23 protein-coding genes, 6 tRNA genes, 1 rRNA gene and 2 other RNA genes are annotated in these 19,929 nt (G+C 38.6%); 9 read left to right on the top strand and 23 right to left on the bottom strand.

What is annotated here, in order from left to right; translation table 11 throughout:
• Positions 1-69 precede the first annotated feature (69 nt).
• Genes SB717_RS25795 through SB717_RS25785 form a run of 3 tightly spaced genes read right to left on the bottom strand, consistent with a single transcriptional unit; the run spans position 70 to position 2,432 of the window.
• The gene (locus tag SB717_RS25795; protein ID WP_169746658.1) at positions 70-1,437 is read right to left on the bottom strand and encodes a ferrous iron transporter B; all 1,368 of its coding nucleotides are present in this window, start codon (positions 1,435-1,437) and stop codon (positions 70-72) included.
• A 13-nt stretch (positions 1,438-1,450) separates the two neighbouring features.
• Positions 1,451-2,182, bottom strand: coding sequence for a FeoB small GTPase domain-containing protein (locus SB717_RS25790; RefSeq protein WP_410905337.1), 732 nt, complete (start codon positions 2,180-2,182; stop codon positions 1,451-1,453).
• Positions 2,175-2,432 (bottom strand): FeoA family protein, encoded by a 258-nt coding sequence (locus tag SB717_RS25785; RefSeq protein ID WP_013058246.1) that lies wholly within the window; start codon positions 2,430-2,432, stop codon positions 2,175-2,177. The genes SB717_RS25790 and SB717_RS25785 overlap by 8 nt, the downstream gene beginning before the upstream one ends.
• 432 nt (positions 2,433-2,864) lie before the next feature.
• On the opposite strand from SB717_RS25785, the gene SB717_RS25780 reads away from it, so the two are divergent.
• Entirely contained in the window at positions 2,865-3,302 is a 438-nt protein-coding gene (locus SB717_RS25780) for a hypothetical protein (protein ID WP_410905335.1), read from the top strand.
• A gap of 12 nt (positions 3,303-3,314) precedes the next feature.
• A complete protein-coding gene (locus tag SB717_RS25775; RefSeq protein ID WP_410905405.1) occupies positions 3,315-3,794 on the top strand; it encodes a DUF3298 and DUF4163 domain-containing protein in 480 nt (159 codons plus the stop codon).
• Positions 3,795-4,121: 327 nt separating this feature from the next.
• Here the strand turns inward: SB717_RS25775 and SB717_RS25770 are convergent, their stop codons facing one another.
• The 3 genes from SB717_RS25770 to SB717_RS25760 form a co-directional block, all read right to left on the bottom strand.
• On the bottom strand, positions 4,122-4,289 hold the full coding sequence (locus tag SB717_RS25770; protein WP_312036094.1) for a hypothetical protein: 168 nt from the start codon (positions 4,287-4,289) through the stop codon (positions 4,122-4,124).
• 386 nt (positions 4,290-4,675) lie between these two features.
• A complete protein-coding gene (locus SB717_RS25765) occupies positions 4,676-5,059 on the bottom strand; it encodes a FixH family protein (protein ID WP_029714248.1) in 384 nt (127 codons plus the stop codon).
• A 204-nt stretch (positions 5,060-5,263) separates the two neighbouring features.
• Positions 5,264-5,611 carry a DUF6054 family protein gene (locus SB717_RS25760; protein ID WP_410905333.1) on the bottom strand — a complete coding sequence of 116 codons (348 nt, stop codon included), beginning with the start codon at positions 5,609-5,611 and terminating at the stop codon, positions 5,264-5,266.
• A gap of 143 nt (positions 5,612-5,754) precedes the next feature.
• Between SB717_RS25760 and SB717_RS25755 the strand changes: the two genes are divergently transcribed.
• The gene (locus tag SB717_RS25755; RefSeq protein ID WP_410905331.1) at positions 5,755-6,174 is read left to right on the top strand and encodes a MarR family winged helix-turn-helix transcriptional regulator; all 420 of its coding nucleotides are present in this window, start codon (positions 5,755-5,757) and stop codon (positions 6,172-6,174) included.
• Between the two features lie 46 nt (positions 6,175-6,220).
• On the opposite strand, the gene SB717_RS25750 is transcribed toward SB717_RS25755, so the two are convergent.
• Complete coding sequence (locus tag SB717_RS25750) at positions 6,221-7,384, bottom strand: DUF4179 domain-containing protein (protein WP_410905329.1); 1,164 nt, start codon at positions 7,382-7,384, stop codon at positions 6,221-6,223.
• A 19-nt stretch (positions 7,385-7,403) separates the two neighbouring features.
• Entirely contained in the window at positions 7,404-7,916 is a 513-nt protein-coding gene (locus SB717_RS25745; protein ID WP_410905327.1) for a sigma-70 family RNA polymerase sigma factor, read from the bottom strand.
• Between the two features lie 148 nt (positions 7,917-8,064).
• Between SB717_RS25745 and SB717_RS25740 the strand changes: the two genes are divergently transcribed.
• On the top strand, positions 8,065-9,078 hold the full coding sequence (locus tag SB717_RS25740; RefSeq protein ID WP_410905325.1) for a S66 family peptidase: 1,014 nt from the start codon (positions 8,065-8,067) through the stop codon (positions 9,076-9,078).
• Between the two features lie 150 nt (positions 9,079-9,228).
• Complete coding sequence (locus tag SB717_RS25735) at positions 9,229-9,411, top strand: hypothetical protein (protein WP_410905403.1); 183 nt, start codon at positions 9,229-9,231, stop codon at positions 9,409-9,411.
• Here the strand turns inward: SB717_RS25735 and SB717_RS25730 are convergent.
• Positions 9,386-9,739, bottom strand: coding sequence for a DUF4181 domain-containing protein (locus tag SB717_RS25730; protein ID WP_098621680.1), 354 nt, complete (start codon positions 9,737-9,739; stop codon positions 9,386-9,388). The two genes, SB717_RS25735 and SB717_RS25730, sit on opposite strands and share 26 nt — an antisense overlap.
• 191 nt (positions 9,740-9,930) lie before the next feature.
• Here SB717_RS25730 and SB717_RS25725 point away from each other — a divergent pair, with 191 nt between their 5' ends.
• Positions 9,931-10,581, top strand: a complete 651-nt coding sequence (locus SB717_RS25725) for a DUF975 family protein (RefSeq protein ID WP_410905323.1) — start codon at positions 9,931-9,933, stop codon at positions 10,579-10,581.
• 437 nt (positions 10,582-11,018) lie between these two features.
• Positions 11,019-11,861, top strand: a complete 843-nt coding sequence (locus SB717_RS25720; protein WP_410905321.1) for a C40 family peptidase — start codon at positions 11,019-11,021, stop codon at positions 11,859-11,861.
• A gap of 57 nt (positions 11,862-11,918) precedes the next feature.
• Here SB717_RS25720 and SB717_RS25715 read toward each other — a convergent pair whose 3' ends face one another.
• On the bottom strand, positions 11,919-12,584 hold the full coding sequence (locus SB717_RS25715; RefSeq protein ID WP_410905319.1) for an MOSC domain-containing protein: 666 nt from the start codon (positions 12,582-12,584) through the stop codon (positions 11,919-11,921).
• Between the two features lie 434 nt (positions 12,585-13,018).
• On the opposite strand from SB717_RS25715, the gene SB717_RS25710 reads away from it, so the two are divergent.
• Entirely contained in the window at positions 13,019-14,194 is a 1,176-nt protein-coding gene (locus SB717_RS25710; protein WP_074679540.1) for a NupC/NupG family nucleoside CNT transporter, read from the top strand.
• 343 nt (positions 14,195-14,537) lie between these two features.
• On the opposite strand, the gene SB717_RS25705 is transcribed toward SB717_RS25710, so the two are convergent.
• The 12 genes from SB717_RS25705 to SB717_RS25650 all read right to left on the bottom strand — a co-directional run bounded on the left by SB717_RS25705 (position 14,538) and on the right by SB717_RS25650 (position 18,461).
• Positions 14,538-14,628: transfer RNA gene (locus SB717_RS25705), tRNA-Ser, on the bottom strand.
• A gap of 114 nt (positions 14,629-14,742) precedes the next feature.
• A tRNA-Arg gene (locus tag SB717_RS25700) sits at positions 14,743-14,819 on the bottom strand.
• A 9-nt stretch (positions 14,820-14,828) separates the two neighbouring features.
• Positions 14,829-14,913: transfer RNA gene (locus SB717_RS25695), tRNA-Leu, on the bottom strand.
• Between the two features lie 10 nt (positions 14,914-14,923).
• Positions 14,924-15,000: transfer RNA gene (locus SB717_RS25690), tRNA-Met, on the bottom strand.
• Between the two features lie 18 nt (positions 15,001-15,018).
• Positions 15,019-15,111: transfer RNA gene (locus SB717_RS25685), tRNA-Ser, on the bottom strand.
• Between the two features lie 15 nt (positions 15,112-15,126).
• Positions 15,127-15,203: transfer RNA gene (locus tag SB717_RS25680), tRNA-Ile, on the bottom strand.
• Positions 15,204-15,543: 340 nt separating this feature from the next.
• Positions 15,544-16,395: a tyrosine-type recombinase/integrase gene (locus SB717_RS25675; RefSeq protein ID WP_410905317.1), complete on the bottom strand. Its 852-nt coding sequence runs from the start codon at positions 16,393-16,395 to the stop codon at positions 15,544-15,546.
• A gap of 125 nt (positions 16,396-16,520) precedes the next feature.
• Positions 16,521-16,636, bottom strand: a 5S ribosomal RNA gene (rrf, locus tag SB717_RS25670).
• Positions 16,637-16,688: 52 nt separating this feature from the next.
• Positions 16,689-16,953: signal recognition particle sRNA large type (gene ffs, locus SB717_RS25665), an RNA gene on the bottom strand.
• A 13-nt stretch (positions 16,954-16,966) separates the two neighbouring features.
• A non-coding RNA gene (ssrS, locus tag SB717_RS25660) (6S RNA) lies at positions 16,967-17,155 on the bottom strand.
• Positions 17,156-17,494: 339 nt separating this feature from the next.
• A complete protein-coding gene (locus tag SB717_RS25655) occupies positions 17,495-17,674 on the bottom strand; it encodes a small acid-soluble spore protein H (RefSeq protein ID WP_029714236.1) in 180 nt (59 codons plus the stop codon).
• A 526-nt stretch (positions 17,675-18,200) separates the two neighbouring features.
• A complete protein-coding gene (locus tag SB717_RS25650; protein WP_029714235.1) occupies positions 18,201-18,461 on the bottom strand; it encodes a hypothetical protein in 261 nt (86 codons plus the stop codon).
• Between the two features lie 341 nt (positions 18,462-18,802).
• On the opposite strand from SB717_RS25650, the gene SB717_RS25645 reads away from it, so the two are divergent.
• Positions 18,803-18,958, top strand: a complete 156-nt coding sequence (locus SB717_RS25645; RefSeq protein WP_169746697.1) for a hypothetical protein — start codon at positions 18,803-18,805, stop codon at positions 18,956-18,958.
• Between the two features lie 325 nt (positions 18,959-19,283).
• Here SB717_RS25645 and SB717_RS25640 read toward each other — a convergent pair whose 3' ends face one another.
• Entirely contained in the window at positions 19,284-19,898 is a 615-nt protein-coding gene (locus SB717_RS25640; RefSeq protein WP_410905314.1) for a TetR/AcrR family transcriptional regulator, read from the bottom strand.
• Between the last annotated feature and the right edge of the window lie 31 nt (positions 19,899-19,929).

Genomic DNA, 19,929 nt, shown 5'->3' with positions numbered 1-19,929 from the left:
AATCTATTAAGATAGCAGCTCATAAAAAATACAGGACTTTTCGCAAAGCCCTGCACGTTTATTTCATATTTAAATAAGGTTAAACATTTTTACGACTTGAGCAACCGCAAACGTAACGCCAATCGCAATCACTGTTGGAATCGCAAAAGCAAGAAACGTCCACTTTGCATTTTTGGTTTCTTTATAAATATTTACAAGCGTCGTTCCGCATGGAAAATGCAGAAGCGAAAACAGCATCATATTAAGAGCCGTTAGCCACGTCCAGTGGTGATCAAGGAAAATTTGTTTGAGTCTTGTTGCATCTTCAATTTCAATTAATGAGCCCGTTGATAAATACGCCATCAGTAAAACTGGTACAACAATTTCATTAGCCGGCAAGCCAATAATAAAAGCAGCTAATATATAACCGTCTAGCCCCAGCGTCTTGGCAAACGGATCAAGAAACTGAACAAAGTGCATTAAAATACTTGTATCACCGATATAGATATTAGCCAATACCCATGTTAACACCGCCGCGGGTGCTGCAACAATAATCGCGCGTTTTAACACAAACAGCGATTTATCCAGCGTTGCGCGCACAATTGTATCTACAAATTTTGGCTTACGGTAAGGCGGGAGCTCTAGCGTATAGTGTGTTGGTACTCCGCGCAGTGCCGTTTTAGACAGTGCCCATGATACAAACAGCGTCACAACAATTCCAAATAACACCGTTCCCACTACAACAAGCGCCGTTACGAAAGTTTTAGCACTCCCTGTAAAGCCCGTTGCCATAAATAAAGAAGCTAATAAAATCAGCGTAGGCCATCTGCCGTTACATGGAACAAAGTTATTTGTTAAAATCGCCATCATACGTTCACGGGGCGATTCAATAATACGCGTTGACATAATCGCTGCGGCGTTACATCCAAATCCCATCGCCATTGTCAGCGACTGCTTGCCGTGTGCACCTGCTCGTTTGAACAAACGATCCATATTAAACGCCACGCGAGGCAAATAGCCGTAGTTTTCTAAAAGCGCAAAAACAGGGAAAAAGATGGCCATCGGAGGCAGCATCACGCTAATAACCCATCCCGTACCGCGAAACAGTCCTAGTACAAGAATTCCGTGCAGCCATTCTGGTGCGTGCATCGCTTGAAAGAAAGCTGTTAAATACCCTTCCGCCCAGCCAAACCCTTCCGCAATTAACCCAGAAGGAACGTTTGCGCCGGCTATGGTGATATAAAAGATCACCGATAAAATACCAAGCATAATCGGAAAGCCCCAAATTGGCGAGGTAAAGACTTTATCCAGTTTCTCGGTGCGCTGAAGCTTTGAACGGTCTTCGTACACAACTGATTTTTTACATATTTGCTGCGACGACTGATAAATGCTTGCGACCATATTTGAACGATGATCTTTTTCTTTTGCCTGCTGCGCATAGCGCGTTAGCTGCTCCATCGCTAATGAGTTTTCAGGAGTTAACGGATTTCCCATATGTGCTGTTCCTCCTTTCTGTGTGACTGATATCTTGCTGCTGACGCTGCTGAATCGTTTCTAAAAATGACGTATCTCCATCAAGAACCCGTAAAGCAATCCAGCGCAGAGGAAATTGATTTCCAACAATAGAAGCGACTTGAGGTTCTAGCTCCTTTAGTGACGCTTCAATTTCTTTTGTGTACTGCACCTGGTAAGGATTAAGCTTTACTTGCCCTCGCACGACTTGTTCAATCGCATCCAGCAAATTCGTAATTCCTTTTTTATTGCGAGCTGATATAGGCACAACTGGTACGCCTAACGATTCAGCGAGCTTTTTTTCGTTAATTACAATTCCTTTTTTCTTTGCTTCATCCATTAAATTCACGCAAATTACGACGTTTTCCGTCATTTCCATTACCTGCAGGGCTAGATTAAGATTTCGTTCCATCGCCGTTGCATCCACCACCACAACCGTCACGTCAGGTCTTTCAAATAAAATATAATCGCGCGCTACTTCTTCGTCCGCCGAGTTTGAATAAAGTGAATACGTTCCAGGTAAATCGACGATTGTATAGAGCTGCTGGTGATGTTCAAACGTCCCTTCTGCTTTGGCTACAGTTTTTCCCGTCCAGTTTCCCGTGTGCTGCTTGAGACCGGTTAACCCGTTAAATAACGTACTTTTTCCTGTGTTCGGATTTCCTGCTAATGCAATACGATACTCACTCACCGTCGTCACCTACTTTTTTTACATAAATTTTTGAACTTTCTTCTTTTCTCAGACCAATCGTTGTATGACTGACTTGATAAGCAACAGGATCTCCTAACGGACTTTTTTGAAGCACTTTGATGATGGCTCCTGGAATAAATCCTAAATCTAACAAGCGGCGCTTTAACGCACCTTCGATTTCGATTCGTTCGAGCTGTACCGTTTCACCTGTCGTAAATGTAGACAATGGATAATTATTTACACTAGCCATCTATTTTTCGTCCCTTCTTATTTTTTACCTATGGTTATATTTTTTTCGTCAGACCAACTTTTAAGGTAAAAAAATATGCTCGTTGATTTTTAATAGGGTATTCTGCTGGTGCAGAAAAATGAACATGTCAGCATGATTTATTTAAAATTTTCAGTTTTTATGTGTCATAATACCGAAAGTTTACCACAGGAAACTTTTTTAGTCTAGGGTAAAAAACTGATTTTTTTCTTCTTTCTACTAAAGGCATAAAGTGCACCGGTCTATTTTATTTAATCATTTAATAAGAGGAATCAAGTCGAAAAATAATTCAGTAAAAATGAATTGATAAAAGTAAAAAACTGTAAAAATATACTATACTAGTGAATGGGTTTTTTTGAAAAATAAAGTATCGATTAGCTTTAAAACCTACAAAAATCGCTTTAGGGGGCTTTTATGAAAAGGTTTAAAAGAGTTAGCGCAGTTGTTTTAGGTTTGGCTTTGTTATTCTCACCGCTTGCTCCGCAAACAGTTGCAGAAGCAAAAGTTGTGTGGGGGAATCAGGAACTGGTTAAAGGGCAAATAGGACGCGTTACCGTTTTAAAGAACACGAATCTTTACAACATCAAAAACAACAAGTTAGTAGCGGCTAGAAAAGTGACAAAAGGGCAAGTATTCCGCGTGTATTCTGAGTCTAGCAAATTTGGCGGTCTTTATGGGGTATCAAAGGGTACCTATGCTCAAAAGTCATCAAGCATTAAGTATGAAAAAGCGCCTAGTGACAAAATTCAAGCACTAGGAGTAACGGTTACGAAGAAATCTTTAGCCAGCAACATTAGCTATCCGCAGGTATCCGGCCTTATCAATAAACCATTTGAGGCTAGCTATAATTGAAAATTTTTAAACATTGCGAAAGAAGCACAAAAAGAACACAACGAGCTAAAAGAACAGGAAAAGGAAGACCGTAAAAACGGCTGGGCACCAGGTCCTTATTCTCGTAATATGACATACTCTGTACCTTACAACCAAGATAATATTTTAAGTGTTGCTATTACGAATGATGCGTACGCTGGCGGCGCTCACGGCAACGCTTGGATTGATACTTATAATTACGATTTGTTGAAAGCTCGACAAATTAGCTTAAAAGATATTATTAACAACAACACTAAGTTGAATAAAGTTAATAACTATATTCGTAATGAAATGATTGCTCGTAATAAAAAAGGCGCTCAGTTCTGGGTTAATGAATTTAAGTCTGTAAATTTAAAAGAAGATCAGTTTTACTACACAAGCGGCGGCATTGCCATTATTTTTGGCGAATATGAGTACGGCCCGTATTCTAACGGCATTCATACGTTTAAAATTCCGTCCAGCGTTTATAAATAAGATCGTCGTACAAAAAAAGAAGCCTGCGAACCATTAGTTCACATGCTTCTTTTTTTTTCTGCAGAATAAGCAGAGCAAAAAAGAAAGATGAGCCCTTTTCCGCTTCCAACCATCATTGAATAGGAAAACGTATCTCTTAAAGCTAGACCGCCTATCATTGACAATACAAACAGAAAATAAAACAGTAATGTGTAGTTCCTCTTCACAATCGCTACTCTCCCCTTTCCCATCATTTTCCGAAAACCAAATCATACAACCACGGAAGAACTCAGGGCCGCATGCATTACGCTTCTTGTAGCCGAGGAAAAACCGCTTTTCAAGGTATTTTTATAGTGTTTGAAAAAGTGAAATGGTCAGAACTAACGTCAGCAAGGAGCCAGCGGATGTTAACATCATTATTTTTCGGTTACTCTGATTCTTTTCAGGTTTTAAAAACTCTTGAATGGCTACAAACCAGATAACCAAAGTGATTAAAGAAAGTATCCCCATAGACATACGAGCCTCTCCATTCATATATGTATTTAAACTTTTAACACATCTAATCAACAAACTTTCCAGACCATGTTACTAAAATAAATGCCACTCCCTATCCAATATTAACATAAAATTCCATAATCCTTTAATGCATTGTGTAAAACCACAATAGAAAAAATCGAAAGCGTAATTAGTCATTTACAAAAACATAATGTAGAAATCGAAGAAGGACCGGTAAAACAAACAGGTGCTGTAGGCCCTATTGTTTCTGTTTATATTAGAGCTCCTGATTACAATTTGATTGAGCTATCGAACTACTTAGATTAAAGCCATCTTACTAAAAAAGAGAATGCGCAAGGCATTCTCTTTTCACATGGCTATATAAGCCGCTTTTCCAATCATAGGTACTACTCTTTAGACTTACCTACCTCTACTTTTTTCGTAAACATTTTCATGTCACCGTCTACCGTCACGTGAGCGGTAATCATATATTCGCCGTCTTCTTTAAACGTATAGTCCGTGCTGTATACACCTTTTCCTTCGTGCGGCGCTTTTGTCATTTCTTGATTGATGTAGCCTTCTTTTTCAACTTGGAACTGCACGTCATCGGCGTTTTCCACTTTTTTGTCTCCTTGCGTCACAAGGACTTTAAGCTTGACTTGTTCATTTGCTTGAATTGATTCCGGTACTTCAATCGTTCCTTTTACTTCTTTTGAACGTGAATCATTTCCTTTTGAACAGCCTACTATAGCTATCATTAAAACAAATAATACGATGCTGAGTTTTTTCATTATGTTGTTCTCCTTTGTTATGTAAATGTGAAGTCTTCCTGCAATTTCATATTATACTCATTTATCCGGTAAAAAGAGAAAAAATGCTTATTGTCCACATAAAGTTCTTATTTCTACAGTAGCTTTTGCATCTTTTCATTTCTCTACTCGCCCTTCGCTTCACAAAAAAAGCTGAAGAAGCTCATTGCCTTCTCCAACTTTGCCTTATCTTTGCGGTTCTTCTAGCGTATAAGCAGACAGTGCGTTTTCTACCCATCGCACAAAATCTTTGCTTGCTCCCCAATCAATATTTAATATCCCTTCTGCGCTTCCTGAAGGAATACACTTTACTCTGTTTGGACCCGATACATTTTCTAAAATAATCGTTAGTGATCCCCTGCCGCCGGTGCGGAAAAAATAGCGTTCAAACACAAGCGTACACATCTGCTTGCCGTCTCCGAGATCATAATATTCTTTGTATAATAAGTCACTTTCTGAATTATTTGCGTTCACAAGCTTTTTTGCTCCATCAAAAGGAAGCAGCGTAGTTTTAAGCTCAATTACCTTTTCCATCACTCAAGCCCCTTTCTATCGCAACAGATATCTACTACTTCTCTTTTTCTCTCTAAAAAACCTGCCGCTTCTCTTTATGTACAATATGGTACAATAGAAAAGAAAAGAAATTGTTTGAACGGAAAAAGGAGCACACAACCTCAATGAATACACGAGATGAACTTATCCAAGATGTGGTTTCAACGATGCGAAACCAAACGAAAAAAATGCAGATGTCAGTTATCCCCACTTTAAAATCATATATTCCTTTAAATGAATTTTTAGCGCTTCACATGCTATATAAAGAAGGGAATCATATCGTTTCTGAGATTGCCGAGCATATGCACATCTCAAACAGCAGCATGACGTGCATCAGCGACCGCCTCATGGAAAGAGAATTTGTTACGCGCGTACGCAGTCAAAAAGACCGCCGCGTTGTCTACTTATCGATTACGGATAAAGGAAAAGCGTTTGCAGAAGAAATGGAAGAAGTACTCACCAAAGAATATGGTGAAAAGCTTAGCCATTTTACGGATGAAGAATTACAGACGTTTCTTCGCTTGTTAAATAAAATGGATATCTAATAAAAAACCAGATGCACGCTAAGCAGGCATCTGGTTTTTATTTTGGTTAGTTGTTGTTCACCTTCAAATTAAAGGCGTCTGAAGTTAAATCTTTTGACCAGTCTTTTTCATGATCACTTACATATGGAATAAATCTAAGCATAATAACGTCTTTATCATTTCGGTACTCTCCGTCCATCTCTAGCCCCTTGTCTGTTCCTCCTCCACTGCCGCTTTCAGAAAGGTTTCTTCCATTTTGGTCTTTTATGTCTACACCGACATCCGTTCCGCCTCGGATGCTTCCGGTTGACGATGTAAACGTATAGTGCAGCTTAATCGAAACAGGTGATACGCGAACTTCTTTGATCGACAATACGCCTTCTATTCCATTTTCGTTAATAGGAATTTCTTTATTCAACGGATACACTTTTGTATCAGCAATAATTTTTGAGCCGTTTACGCTAGTGTGTACCATCCAATTCCCTTTAATTTCTCCGTAGGAATCCCGGTAGTTCCCGCTTTTCGTCTGGCCAGGATTCTTTTCAAATTCTAGACTTGTGAACTGCGCGCTGATTTGATAGTTTTTATTTGGATCAATATGATCTAGCACATTGTAGCCTTCCACATCGATTTTCCCATCTCCGTTCGTGTCGGCTTGCGTTAATTTCAAAGCGTACAGATAGTTCCAGCTTCCGTCTTTGTTTTTAATTGGTTCCTCTCTAATACTGGAAGCCGAATCAAAAAACGACATATTGCCAATTTTCACATGCAGCTCTCCCGGGCGAATTGGCGCGTTCCGATTAAGCCCTAGTGCAGTTCTTCTAAATTCATCGGCACTAATCGTCAGCCCAAGCAGCACCTGTCCGTCATCAAGCATCAGCTCATTTACTTTTACTTGAATGCCTTGGTCCGTTGCCGTTTCATTTACCGTTTTTTTATAGCTGCTCAAGCTGCCTTCAGGCTTGTTCATAAGCAGCTCAATTTGCTGGCCAATTTGCTGACTGATTCGCACAGCCGATGCCCATACCGTTTCGTTTTGTATCATTACAGGCGTCACAGCAAGCAGCAGCACCGCAGCGGCAATCAGCGGACGCTCTTTTTTCCGCGCCGGCTTTATTTCACGTTTTAAGCGCTTTTTCATTCGTTTTTTCTCACTTGCCGTTAGCTCAATTTCTTCATATTCATCAAAATCTACAGAAGAACCGTTTAATAACTCATACTGATTTTTCATGTTTGTCCCTCCTCAATTCTCATTTAAAAATCGCTTTTAATTTTTTTCGTCCGCGCGACAGCCGGTTGTATAAATTGCTAATGGTGGTCTCTTGTTTTTTAGCAATTTGTTTAAGCTCAATTTCTTGTAAGTAATACGCTTTAAACAGCTCGCGGTCTCCTTCACTTAAGTGACCTAAAAGTTCTTCCACGTCGTTTGTTTGAACGTTATGGACTTCTGAAGTTTCACCCACTCCCGCTTCACCAAGCGCTTCGTGCTGCGTTTTTATGTATTTGCGCTGATAGTCAATGGCTTTGTACTTTGCGATAGCCGCAACCCAGTTTTTAAACGTATTTTTCTCCGAATCAAAGCGGTGAATATGATGCCATATCGCTAACAATACGTCGTTTATACACTCTTCTTCGTAGCTTTTTAACGTGCCTAAATGCTTGCGTACAATGGCCGTAATTAACCCTCCGTACTGATCGATTAACAGCTCTAATCCTTTTTCTTTTTTTCGCGTTATACACGCAACAATCCAGTCATCTTCCATGACATTGCTCCTTTCCGCTTGCTTTTACATCTATTAATACGGATTTCTTTTATAAAACCTATCAATCTCCCCAAATTAAATTAAAAATAAGCTTGTTCAGTATTTCTCTCGCTGGTAAAATAAGCTAAAACCTTTGAAGGAGGCCGCTATGATTACCTATCCTTTTCTTATATCCAACCCAACCATCGGCATAACCGCACCTTCTTCTGGTGTACCTCAAGCTCTTCATTCCATGTTTTCTTTATCGTGTGAACGCATGAAACAAAAAGGCTTTTCTGTTATACCGGGAGAAACCGTTTGGACGCAGCATAAAGCAAAATCCGCTTCTCCTAAAAAACGTGCGAATGAGCTTCAAGCCATGATTGCTGATGAAAACATTGATATCATTATTCCTCCTTGGGGAGGCGAGCTGCTGATTGAAATTCTTGAACATCTCGACTTTACAAAATGGACAGCAAAATGGGTGCTTGGCTATTCTGACAGCAGCGTTCTTTTGCTGGCTATTACACTTAATACGGGTATCGCAACGGCTCACGGCACCAACTTTGTGGATTTACGCGGAGATTATTGGGATCCAACCACTGCGATGTGGCAGCAGGTGCTGACGACTAAAGAAAGAGAAAGCGTGGTTCAAGTTTCTTCTGAGTGCTATCAAAAAGAATGGAAGCACGACAACCCGTCACCATGCGTGTTTCATTTAACCGAACAAACCGCTTGGAAGCATACAGAGTCACGCGACGTTCACATTGAAGGGCGCCTGCTTGGAGGATGTATTGACGTAATTAGGCATTTGGTGGGCACTTCTTTTGGAGATGTAAAAGCTTTTCGAGAAAAATATATTCCTGCTGAGCCTGTCATTTGGTACTTTGACAACTGTGAACTGACGACGGCTGACCTTCGTCGCTCACTTCTTCAGCTTAAGCTAGCGGGCTGGTTTGATAACTGCTCAGGTATTTTATTCGGCAGAAGCAGCGCTAATAAACCCGTTGATTCCTACACCGCTGAAGATGTGTATCACGACCTTGCCTCTGATTTACATATTCCAGTTATCTATGATATTGATTGCGGCCACCTCCCTCCTCAGCTCACACTTATTAACGGCGCGTATGCGCGTGTTAACGTAGAGAAGAACAAAGGCACAGTCGTTCAATACTTTACGTAAAAAAAGAAGATTATATATAGGTAGTTTGATTAAAAGAAGATTCGAACGAATTTGATTCTTGGTGCAGAATCAAATTCGTTCGGATTTTTTTATGAGTATGGTGAACGCAGGTTTGTTTCATATATGTAGGTGCTTCCAATGGTTGAATGGTTGATTGGAGGGCAAGACGAAGACTCCTGCGGGAAAAGCGGAACAAGTGAGACCCCGCAGGAGCGTTCGCGACGAGGAGGCTCACCGGCCGCCAGCGGAAAGCGAAGTCTTGCACGGAAATTAACCGCGATTCATTTCGTTGTTTCGCAGCCTTGTTTTACATATCTGTCATCAGTAATATAAACGTCCCAAATAAGAAAAAAGTTGCACCAAACCATGAGTGGTAGTGCTCTTTTTGTTTTCTTTCAAACTTCCATTCTTCGAATCCTCGAAGCACGTACAGGAGAAAAAAGAAAAGAAACATAAATACGGAGGTGTAGGGTGGAGGTATAACAAAGATCAGCACTAAAAACGCAGCAAGCATCACCATTTCAATTGTGATAAACAGCGGACGCCTTCCTTTAAAGCTTCTCCAATAGCTTTTTTTCATTTTTGTATGCAGCTTTTTTCGCATGAAAAGATCCAGAAAGATATAAACAACTGCCAGAATCAGCAAATACACAAGCGTCATTTCCATTCCTCCTTCCGCTTAAAATATCCTTATACTTCCATTTTAAAGGACTTTCCATAAATTTCAAGGACCTAAAAAACTTTATCCAACTTATTAGTGCAAGCATTCATATATTCAAAAATCGCTAATATATTGACTAATGTACAGGTTAAATTCTCTGTATAAACTCACCTAGAGGGGGACATCAAGTTATGAGAATAAAAGAAGTGAAGCAAGGTGCACTCACGGCGCTGAAAAACCGCTGGGGATTTGCCGTACTGCTTACGTTCGTTACGTATTTAATTGCTGCTGGTATTCCAGGACTTATTGACTTTTTAATCAACGGATTTCCAAGCGGGTCTGAAACCGAATACTCTCAGTCTACCTTGGCTAATATTGTATCCCTGCTGCTCGTACCGCTCTTTTTCTCTTACTACTGGGTACTATTGCGTCTGGTACGAGGAGAAAGTGTACGTGTAGGAAACGTGTTTGATTCATTTTCATCTGCGGGATTATATTTTAGAACACTCGGACTTTACTTGCTAACGATTATTTATACCGTGCTATGGAGTATTTTATTAATCATTCCTGGCATCATCAAAAGTCTTGCCTATTCACAGGCTTACTACGTATTCCGCGATAACCCAGATTATTCGGTCAATCAGTCTATTACTGAAAGCAGACGGTTAATGAACGGCTACAAGTGGACCTACTTTTTACTCCTTTTAAGCTTTATTGGCTGGGGAATTTTAAGTATGATCACACTTGGCATCGGGTTATTATGGCTCGTTCCGTATGTAACGGCTTCGCTTGGCGTATTTTATGAAAAGCTAAAAGCAAATGAAACTGAAGCTGCTGAATAAACGAAAAACCGTATTCGAGTTGCGAATACGGTTTTTTTATTTAGTTTTGGTATTCTCTCCATATACATCAGCTGAAATTTGTAACTTGTTATTCACTAAATGGGCTAGTAAACTATATTACCATCGAACTATATCTCCTAGAAACAGCAGCTAAACAGTCGCTGTCTTTTTCACTCCCCCTCTTTTTTAACATAAAAATAGAAAAATTCCATACCCTTTACATATTTTCTAATAAATCTATGAATTCCCTAAACATTTCTACCTAGATAAATTGTCAGAATTATTACAGAGAAGGTGACAATTCTACTTATATCGCTCTTTAATATTAAAACTATGTTACAAAATGTCGTAATTTGGAATTAGATGTTTACTTTTCCTGTCAGGATTGATAGACTCACAGTTGTGAATAAAACAAGTTATGGAAAGGGAGAAAGAACATGCTAAAGAAAGCAAATCGTACAGTTATGAATATGGGGTTAGCAGCATTACTTGTTCCCGCTGCCCTAACATTTAGCACAACTTCAGCAAGTGCAAATGACGGAGGCGCTGCACCAGCACCCGTACAAGAAAAGGTAACGCCAAGCGTACCTCAACAACAAGCAACTATTACTAATCAAAAAGTCATCGTAAACGTGAGTGCGTTAAATATTCGTCAAGGAGCTAGCTTTTCATCTCCAGTCGTTGGAACTGCAACACAAGGTCAAGAGTTTGCTATTTTAAAAGAAGCAAACGGCTTAGTTGAAATTGCACCAAACAAATGGATTTCAAAAAGCTCAAGCTACGTAACAATTGCATCAGGTAAACCAAGCGCAAACCAAGTAAAAGGTGTAAGCACATCAACCCCTTCTACTTCTACAGCATCTGCATCTACATCTGCAGCACAAGAAACAAGCACACCAGCACCTGCTCCAACAACAAGCACGGCTTCTGGAAGCACAGTAAATGTTGCACGTAGTTTAGTAGGGTCACCTTACCAATGGGCAGGAAACACACCAAGCGGATTTGACTGCTCAGGCTTTATCGCATACGTGTTCAACCATAGCGGTCACAGCATTTCACGTACAAGCGTAGCCAACTACTGGAACATGGCGACAAAAGTTTCGTCTCCACAACCAGGAGATCTAGTATTCTTCCAAAACACATACACAAGCGGCCCATCTCACATGGGAATCTACATCGGAAATGGCCAAATGATTCATGCTGGTTCACACGGTGTAGCTGTAGCTGACCTAGATGTTTCTTACTACCAAGATCATTTCTTAGGATACGGACGCTTCTAAGAAAAAAATGCCCTCTAATCGTTAGAACGTATCTAACGATTAGAGGGCATTTACTTTTTATCGCTGCGCGACGGAAAGCGCCTTTTCAATCCGCGTTTGAAATTTATGCTTCCAGTCTTCAGCTAGCTCAGCCACTTCTAAAGCACGCTGCATTCCTTCTACATCTTTTGAACGGTGGAAATATAAATCAAGTGTGAACCACACGGATACTTGATCTGGATGAACTTGAATTAACTTCACTTCCGCATCTTGCGTAATCGTACCTTCTTTCAGCACGCGGCAAAGGTAGCCCGTATAGCTTGTCTCAATCATTCGTTTTAAAATCCCTTTAACGCCCGTTCGCTTTGTAATTGTGTCGCATGGATTTCGCCCTTGCGTCACTTGAATAACGGCGTCTCCTACTTGATAAATGTCTCCAATGCATACTTCTTTTTCAAGCATGCCTGCAACAACAAGATTTTCTCCAAACGCAGACATCGGCAGCTCCGTATCAAACTCTTCGTTCCATTTTTTGTAGTGCTCATACGGATACACGCACACCGCACGATCCGGTCCACCGTGATACTTTAAGTTAGCTACCCCGTCGCCTTGAAACCCTTCTTTTGCTAAAAACGTTTCATTTACTTGCTTCTTACATATGCCTGTACGCATTTCTTTATCAGGACTATATGCCATTTGCTCAGGCATGCCGGTTGCTAAATGAATTATTTTACGTTGATTCATTTGTACCTCTCCCTTCCCCTTTTTCCCTTATTAATTACGTCATATTTTACCACATTTTAAAGAGGGATCTCTTATTTTTTGTGTATTCCACTAAAATCTTGGCAATATCATGAAAGTTTAAAAAATATTTCACAATTATATTAAAAATATCTTCATTTCCTCTTTTTCTTTTGTTCGAAATGATTTAAGATAGTAGAGGCTGTCGAAATATAAGTTATTATGTCAGTTCTGCATGTTTTTTTACATATTAGCACATAGTAAATATTATTTTACAATTACGTCATTTTTTACAATGGCCTAAAAAATTTTGCCCATTTTTACTAAAACTAGCGTGAAAGTCCTGATTTTTATATAAAATAGAGGCCGATTTACATAGTCATTTCTATGCACGTCCCTCTTTTATAAATATAGAATACATGTAAGGAGAAAAGTAAATGTCAATTTTAATGGGAATTATCGGGATTGTAATTATCTTAGCAATTGCATTCCTCATGTCAAACGACAGAAAACTTATCAACTATAAAGGCATCGCAGTTATGCTTGTTATTCAGCTCGCTATCTCTGCTTTTATGATGAATACATCGATTGGTCGCAAGGTGCTTGACTTTATCACAAGTGTATTTACAAAGATCTTATCATTTGGTAACGACGGAATTTCGTTCGTGTTTGGAGATCTTGCAGGAAAAGGCATTTTCTTTATCCAAACGTTAGTTATGATTGTATTCGTTTCAGCATTATTAAGTATTTTAAATTACTCTCGTATTTTACCCTTTGGGATCAAATATATTGGAGGACTTGTTTCAAAAATTACTGGACTTCCCCAAATTGAAAGCTTCACAGCCGTGAATGCGATGATCTTTGGTGATACAACGGCGCTAATTGCGGTGAAAAACCACATCGGAGGTTTAACACCAAACCGTTTATTTATCGTGACAACAACATCTTTAGTATCCGTTTCTTGTTCAATTCTTGGCGCATACATGCAGATGATTCCGGCGGAATACGTATTAATTGCCCTTCCGCTAAACGTATTCTCTGGTTTAATCGTTTCTTCTATCGTTGCACCAGTAAAAGTAGAAGATGAAAACGAAGTCGATATCAAAGCGCCTGCTAAGCAAGGCACGCTGTTTGAAGCAATCGGTGACGGTGCCCTAGACGGCGGACGCGTTGCGTTAATCGTAGCAGCTATGCTTGTAACATACGTTGGTCTTTTAGCATTAGTGAACTACGTATTAAACGGCGTAATTGGATTAACCGTTCAAGATATTTTAGGCTATATCTTCTACCCAATTGCCTTTATCATGGGTATTCCGGCAGATGAACTAATGAGAGCCGGTGGCGTAATGGGAACAAAAGTAGTAGCAAACGAATTCGTTGCCATGCTTGACTTCCAAAAAATGATGCCTCACCTTTCTGAAAAAACGGTTGGGATCGTATCAGCTTACTTAATCTCATTTGCTAACTTCAGCTCAATTGGCATCGTTCTTGGTACGATCCAAGCAATCAACGGCGAACAAGCTTCACGCGTTGCGAAGTTTGGCTTGAAGATGCTGTTAGTAGCGACAATGGGATCGATTTTAACAGGTATTATGGTTGGATTGTTTATTTAATGGAAAAGCACTCACTTGTGGTGAGTGCTTTTTTGTTGGGGGTGGTTCTTTTTGGGTTATATCTGGAGCGTTTCTACAATGTTGAAATTTATTAAATATCTCTGTTGACATACTCCGAGTTATCGGCACTATTATCAAATGCTTTTTATCTTCATTCTAATAACATTTAAATTAGTTTTACATAATGGATTAAAGCAATATCTCTTATCAAATAAAAAGACAGCTTGCTTTATTAGCAAACTGCCTTTTTTGTAATGACCCGTCCGGGATTCGAACCCGTGTTACCTTTTTAAAAAGATAATCTCTTGACCACTTGGCCAACGGACCAGATAAAATTATGAAATGGCAGAGAAGAAGGGATTCGAACCCTCGCACCGCGTTAACGATCTACTCCCTTAGCAGGGGAGCCCCTTGAGCCACTTGGGTACTTCTCTGTATGAATCTCCCACTGAGATACTGTGGAATAATAGTAGGCTTAAGTGGACTTAAACCACCGACCTCACGCTTATCAGAATTGGGTTCTAGCAAAATGAGCTACTTCCCGTTTATGGCGCGCCCGAGAGGAGTCGAACCCCTAACCTTTTGATCCGTAGTCAAACGCTCTATCCAATTGAGCTACGGGCGCTTACTAAAATGGTGCGGATGAAGGGACTTGAACCCCCACGTCATAAGACACTAGATCCTAAGTCTAGCGCGTCTGCCAATTCCGCCACATCCGCATGTGAAAAATGGTTGCGGGGACAGGATTTGAACCTGCGACCTTCGGGTTATGAGCCCGACGAGCTACCGAACTGCTCCACCCCGCGATAATAACAAAGATATAATGGAAGAGGAAGAGGGATTCGAACCCCCGCGGGCTTTGACACCCCTGTCGGTTTTCAAGACCGATCCCTTCAGCCAGACTTGGGTATTCCTCCATATTTCAGGTTCAATGGTGGACCTTGTAGGACTCGAACCTACGACCGGACGGTTATGAGCCGTCTGCTCTAACCAGCTGAGCTAAAGGTCCTTTCTAAGCTCTCTATTAGAATGTGGATACAGCAATCGGATTTGAACCGGTGATAAAGGTATTGCAGACCCTGACTATGCCACCAATAAGTATAGAAATTATTTATAGTCAGTTACATTTATCCGTATGCTACCCCTTCATATGAAACATGGACTAGTAATTTAATAATTAATATCTGTTTCGCTACCAACAAAAATTATTTTACCTTATAATTTCGTAGAAGTCAACATCTATGTAAGTTGTGTTTTAATACTTAATTTTGCAATTATTAAGTAGGAACATACACCTAAATAAAAAAACTCTGTAACAAGGATCATGATTCTTGTTACAGAGCTTATTTTTATAAAAAGGTTTGCGTAATCGCACTTTCTAAATCTCTTGTAGAAGATTTTAGGTATCGTTTTGTAACATTCACATCAGAATGGCCTGCTAGTTCGGCAACTGTTGCAATATCTATCCCTTTCTTAACTAACTCATGACAGAAAGTGTGGCGTAATTTATGAGGATTTACATTATATTTTTTTAACATGTACTGAACCGTACGTGCAGACATTCTTCTATCAAAATTAGAGACAAATAAAGCTTCATGATTAGAATCAAGTGAATCAATATATTTCTTCAAACTATTCCTTGCTTCTGTAGAAAGAGGAACAAATCGCTTTTTAGACCCTTTAGCATTACGGATAATTAAAAAACCATCAGATTTGTTAATCTCTACGTCTTTACGATTCAAAGCACAAATCTCTGATACCCGAATCCCTGTATGTAATAAAGTATATACAATAGCAATATCACGAAGGTTTCCCTGTTGCTTTACTTCAGATAAAAGGCGGTCACGCTCACTTGCTTCTAATGACTCTGGTACAACCTCGTTATTTTTCTCTTTTTGTTTACGTTCAATATTTTGAACAATTTGTGGTTTTTCAAGAAAACGTGCAAAAACGCTAATTGTTACAAAAGCTTTTTCTATAGTCGACGCACTTTTATTATTAGATTCAAGGTTAATCATATAAGTTTGGACATTATTTCTTGTTACTTGATCTAAATGTTTACCTTCACTTAGAAGCCATTCATGAAATTGGTTTAGCACTGCTCGATAGGTTTTAATCGTATTATCAGATTTGCCTGATTCTATTAACCATTGGCTAAAGTCATCAATCAACGGAATAACTTCTAGGCTATTTTTTTTCACTCTAAATCCTCCTACATATACTAATAAATTACGTAAAACATAACATTTAATTTCGCAGAAATCAATTTAAACGAAATTAATATACAAAAAAACAGCCCATCATTGATATGATGGGCTGTTTTTTTGCCTGACAACGTCCTACTCTCACGAGGACAAAGTCCCCATTACCATTGGCGCTAGAGAACTTAACTTCCGTGTTCGATATGGGAACGGGTGTGACCTCTCTGCTATCGCCACCAGACCTATTAAAGATAGTTTTCTTAACACTAAATAAAAATTGCTAAGTAAAAACACCGTGCACCCGTCATTGACATGATCAAATAAGCGTTACTTGTACAGTTAGCTCGACCGGGTTGTGCTGCAACACACAGAAGAATCTACTTATGGCTGCTTCCTTCCGGACCTGACCATGTTCATAGGTTTCTGTTGTGCAGGACCTAGTTGTCAACACCACTTGTCCAAGTCAGACCTTACCTGACTCATACCTCTGTTAGGAATTAAACCCTGCTAAGGCGGATTGCAGGTTACAGGGCACCGCCATCTCCCCGTCTAGCACGGTATGTATAGTTAAGGGATTCCCACCTATGTCGTCCTCCCTATCTGTTTTGTGAACCCGCGATCTCGCAGGTGGGTTTCCGCATATTAACGTTCTAGCGATCCTGTTTCAAAGACAGGCATGGCATCAGTCAACAGATGTAGGAACCCCAAATAAACAGTACGGTTCAAAACAAATAGGGCATAACGTGCATCGTAGGATAAGTATTTAATGTGTTTATTGATGATATAGATTATCCTACAATAAAATTTCGCAGAAGTCAACATAAACGAAAAAATGACTCCTAAACCTCAATGTTTTATTTGATTGATTTACTTTTGTTGGGAAGGGATTTCTTTGAAAGATGGAAGTTATAAGGAGTCGCGTTTCATTATATTGAGTCATCCACTTAAAAGTGAAGTTCATTATGATTAGATTTTTATACAACCTTGATCTAACCACACTTTTCTGATGTGGTTATTTTTTCTTCTCATCCTCTCTCGATAAAAATAACAGAAAAATAAAAAAGCCTAAATAAAGCGGCTTTTTTATTTTAAGAGTAAATTATTGTTCTGCTAGTTCAGATATAGAAACACTTTGCTTATTATTTGGTTCATCCAGGTTATGAATTGTAGCTATTCCATTTTGCTGGTCTACATGCTCAATGTAAATACTTTTCCCATTATATATTACATTGGCCATATCCACTGAATCAGCAATTTCTTGTGCTCTTTGTGCATCCATCTTTATCTAGCCTCCTTTTTATTTATGACAATGAAAGTATTTGTTTTTAATTAATTTTTATGTATTTAATTCCTCTATATAAAATCAATTTAATTTTTCAGATGGGACATAAAGCAGTAAAAAAGCTATCTCGTTCATAATTTGAGATAGCTTTTTATTTTATTAATTCAGTTTAATCTTCTTCTGGAATCTTAATTAAAATGGCTATAGCTATTGTTGCCAAAAATATAACCCCTAAAGTTAGCAATAGACTCGTACTCATATGCCTCATCTACCCTTCTCTCTTCATCCCTATGATTCCATTTTAGCAGAGGAAATTAGTTAATAAAACTGGAAATGATAGCGTTTTACTAAAAATTTTATACATGTTAAAATAATGTAGTTGTTTTAACTCAACCAATGTATTCAATTTTTAGCTTGAGTAGAGCAAGCTACCTCTTTCCTATTTTGGGGTAGCCCTTTTTTTATCGTGATAAAATAAAATTTTGTTTTGGATCTATTTCTTCATATCCTCGGTTTACATTCGTTATTTACGAATCTGTTCAATCTCTTCATCTGTAAGCTCCGTTAATTCAGATATTGTTTGATTATCCATACCTTTTTGTAGCATGCTTAATGCTACTCTCTTAATAGCTCTTTTTTCCCCTTGCTTTTCAGCTTTTTTTAATGTCAATGTTTCATCTACTTGGAATTCTTGGTTTACTTCATAAGTCACTAACATTTGTGGATCCTCAGTTACACGTGCCCATTCATTCATCGCATTTTTCAACGTTTGATCATTCTCCATTACAACTTCCTCCAAAAATGAGTAAAATCTTCATCTCTTGACATATTAAACAACAGTAATTGTTTTACTAATTATGTGTCCTTTTTGCGATCCTATTCTCAATTATTCCAAAATCAAATTAATCCCATAAAGCTTGTCCCTCCACCCTAAAACTAAAAAAGAAAAATTACTGCATTAGGTAAGGTGTGCTCGCTTTTTTATATGCTGGGGTTAGTTAGCCTAGTGACAAATAGGGCTTCAATTCAGAAGCAACTAACAAATTATTTATTTAATTTATATGTTTTTTCTTATAGTTGCACATATTAAAAACAATACTAGATGAAAGCGAGATGAGATAAGTAATGTCAAAACAAGGGATGCAGAAAAAGAATCAGACAAGAGAGCAAGTAGAGAAGCAAGATAAAAGAAATGATGTTGAATTAGGAAATGAATTTCAAACTGGCAACACAAGTTCCCAAAGCCAGAAAAAAAGTGGACGCCAAGTAAATAAAAAATAAATTTAACCTTTCGAGGATAATAAGAAACCTCAGTTCAAATGTATGACTTGAACTGAGGTTTCTTTTATAGATTGAAGAAGACTTATGTAAAAAAGAGGCACCAAGCTAAAGGGAATTTGAATTCTATTATGAAAACAGAATTCAAATAAAAAAGAAAGTATCTCACATTAGTTAATCGTTAAGTAATGAGGGAATATTTTTTTGGAACCCTCTATTCAAAATCAAGTCAAATTCATTCATCAACTATTTGGATTAGCTTTATAAAGTTGAATATTAATGGGCTACTATATACTTGTTTCAAACAAATTCAATTTACGCACCAAAATTATAAATAGAGTCCTTTAATATAAATTGATGCGATATTCTTAGCAATTTGTTCTACAGGATGCTCATATTCATTACGAACAATTTCCCAAAGGTACATTTCATTAGTGAAAAACCACCCTCTTGCTACTAGCCCGTTATGTACATCTTTACGTGCTAATCCATTGCGCTGCGCATAGGCAATGTCTTCTGAAATTCGTTGAATAAACTTTTCCCGAATGTTTTTCCATTTCTCTGAAACGAGAGGAGAAATACCAATAGCCTGCTCAAACACTTGCAGCATTTTTTGTTCATCTTCAGCCATTTTTAAAAACTCGTTCGTTTGTTTATGAATCATTTCTTCTGCTTCATTTACAGATGCGGGTAAAAATGCAGCCTCGGCAATTTCATAAAATTTCTCCATAACATTCTCCATTAATATAACTAAAAAGTCTTCTTTTCCTTCGAAATGAACGTATGCAGTACCATACCCAACCCTTGCCTTTTTTATTATTTGAGTGATAGTTGCTTTGTGAAAACCTTCTTGTATAAATACTTCTCTTGCAGCTTCTAATAATTTTTGTCGAGTCTTTATTGAACGTAAATGCCGTTTATCTTCAACGTTATTTTCATTCATTAAGGTTCCTTCCTCCCTATCCGTTTTACTC

This window comes from Priestia sp. SIMBA_032 (genome assembly GCF_046535215.1).
Lineage (GTDB): Bacteria > Bacillota > Bacilli > Bacillales > Bacillaceae_H > Priestia > Priestia aryabhattai.
The sequence above is the reverse complement of the archived record's forward strand: the minus strand, read 5'-3'. Positions and strand labels throughout refer to the sequence as shown.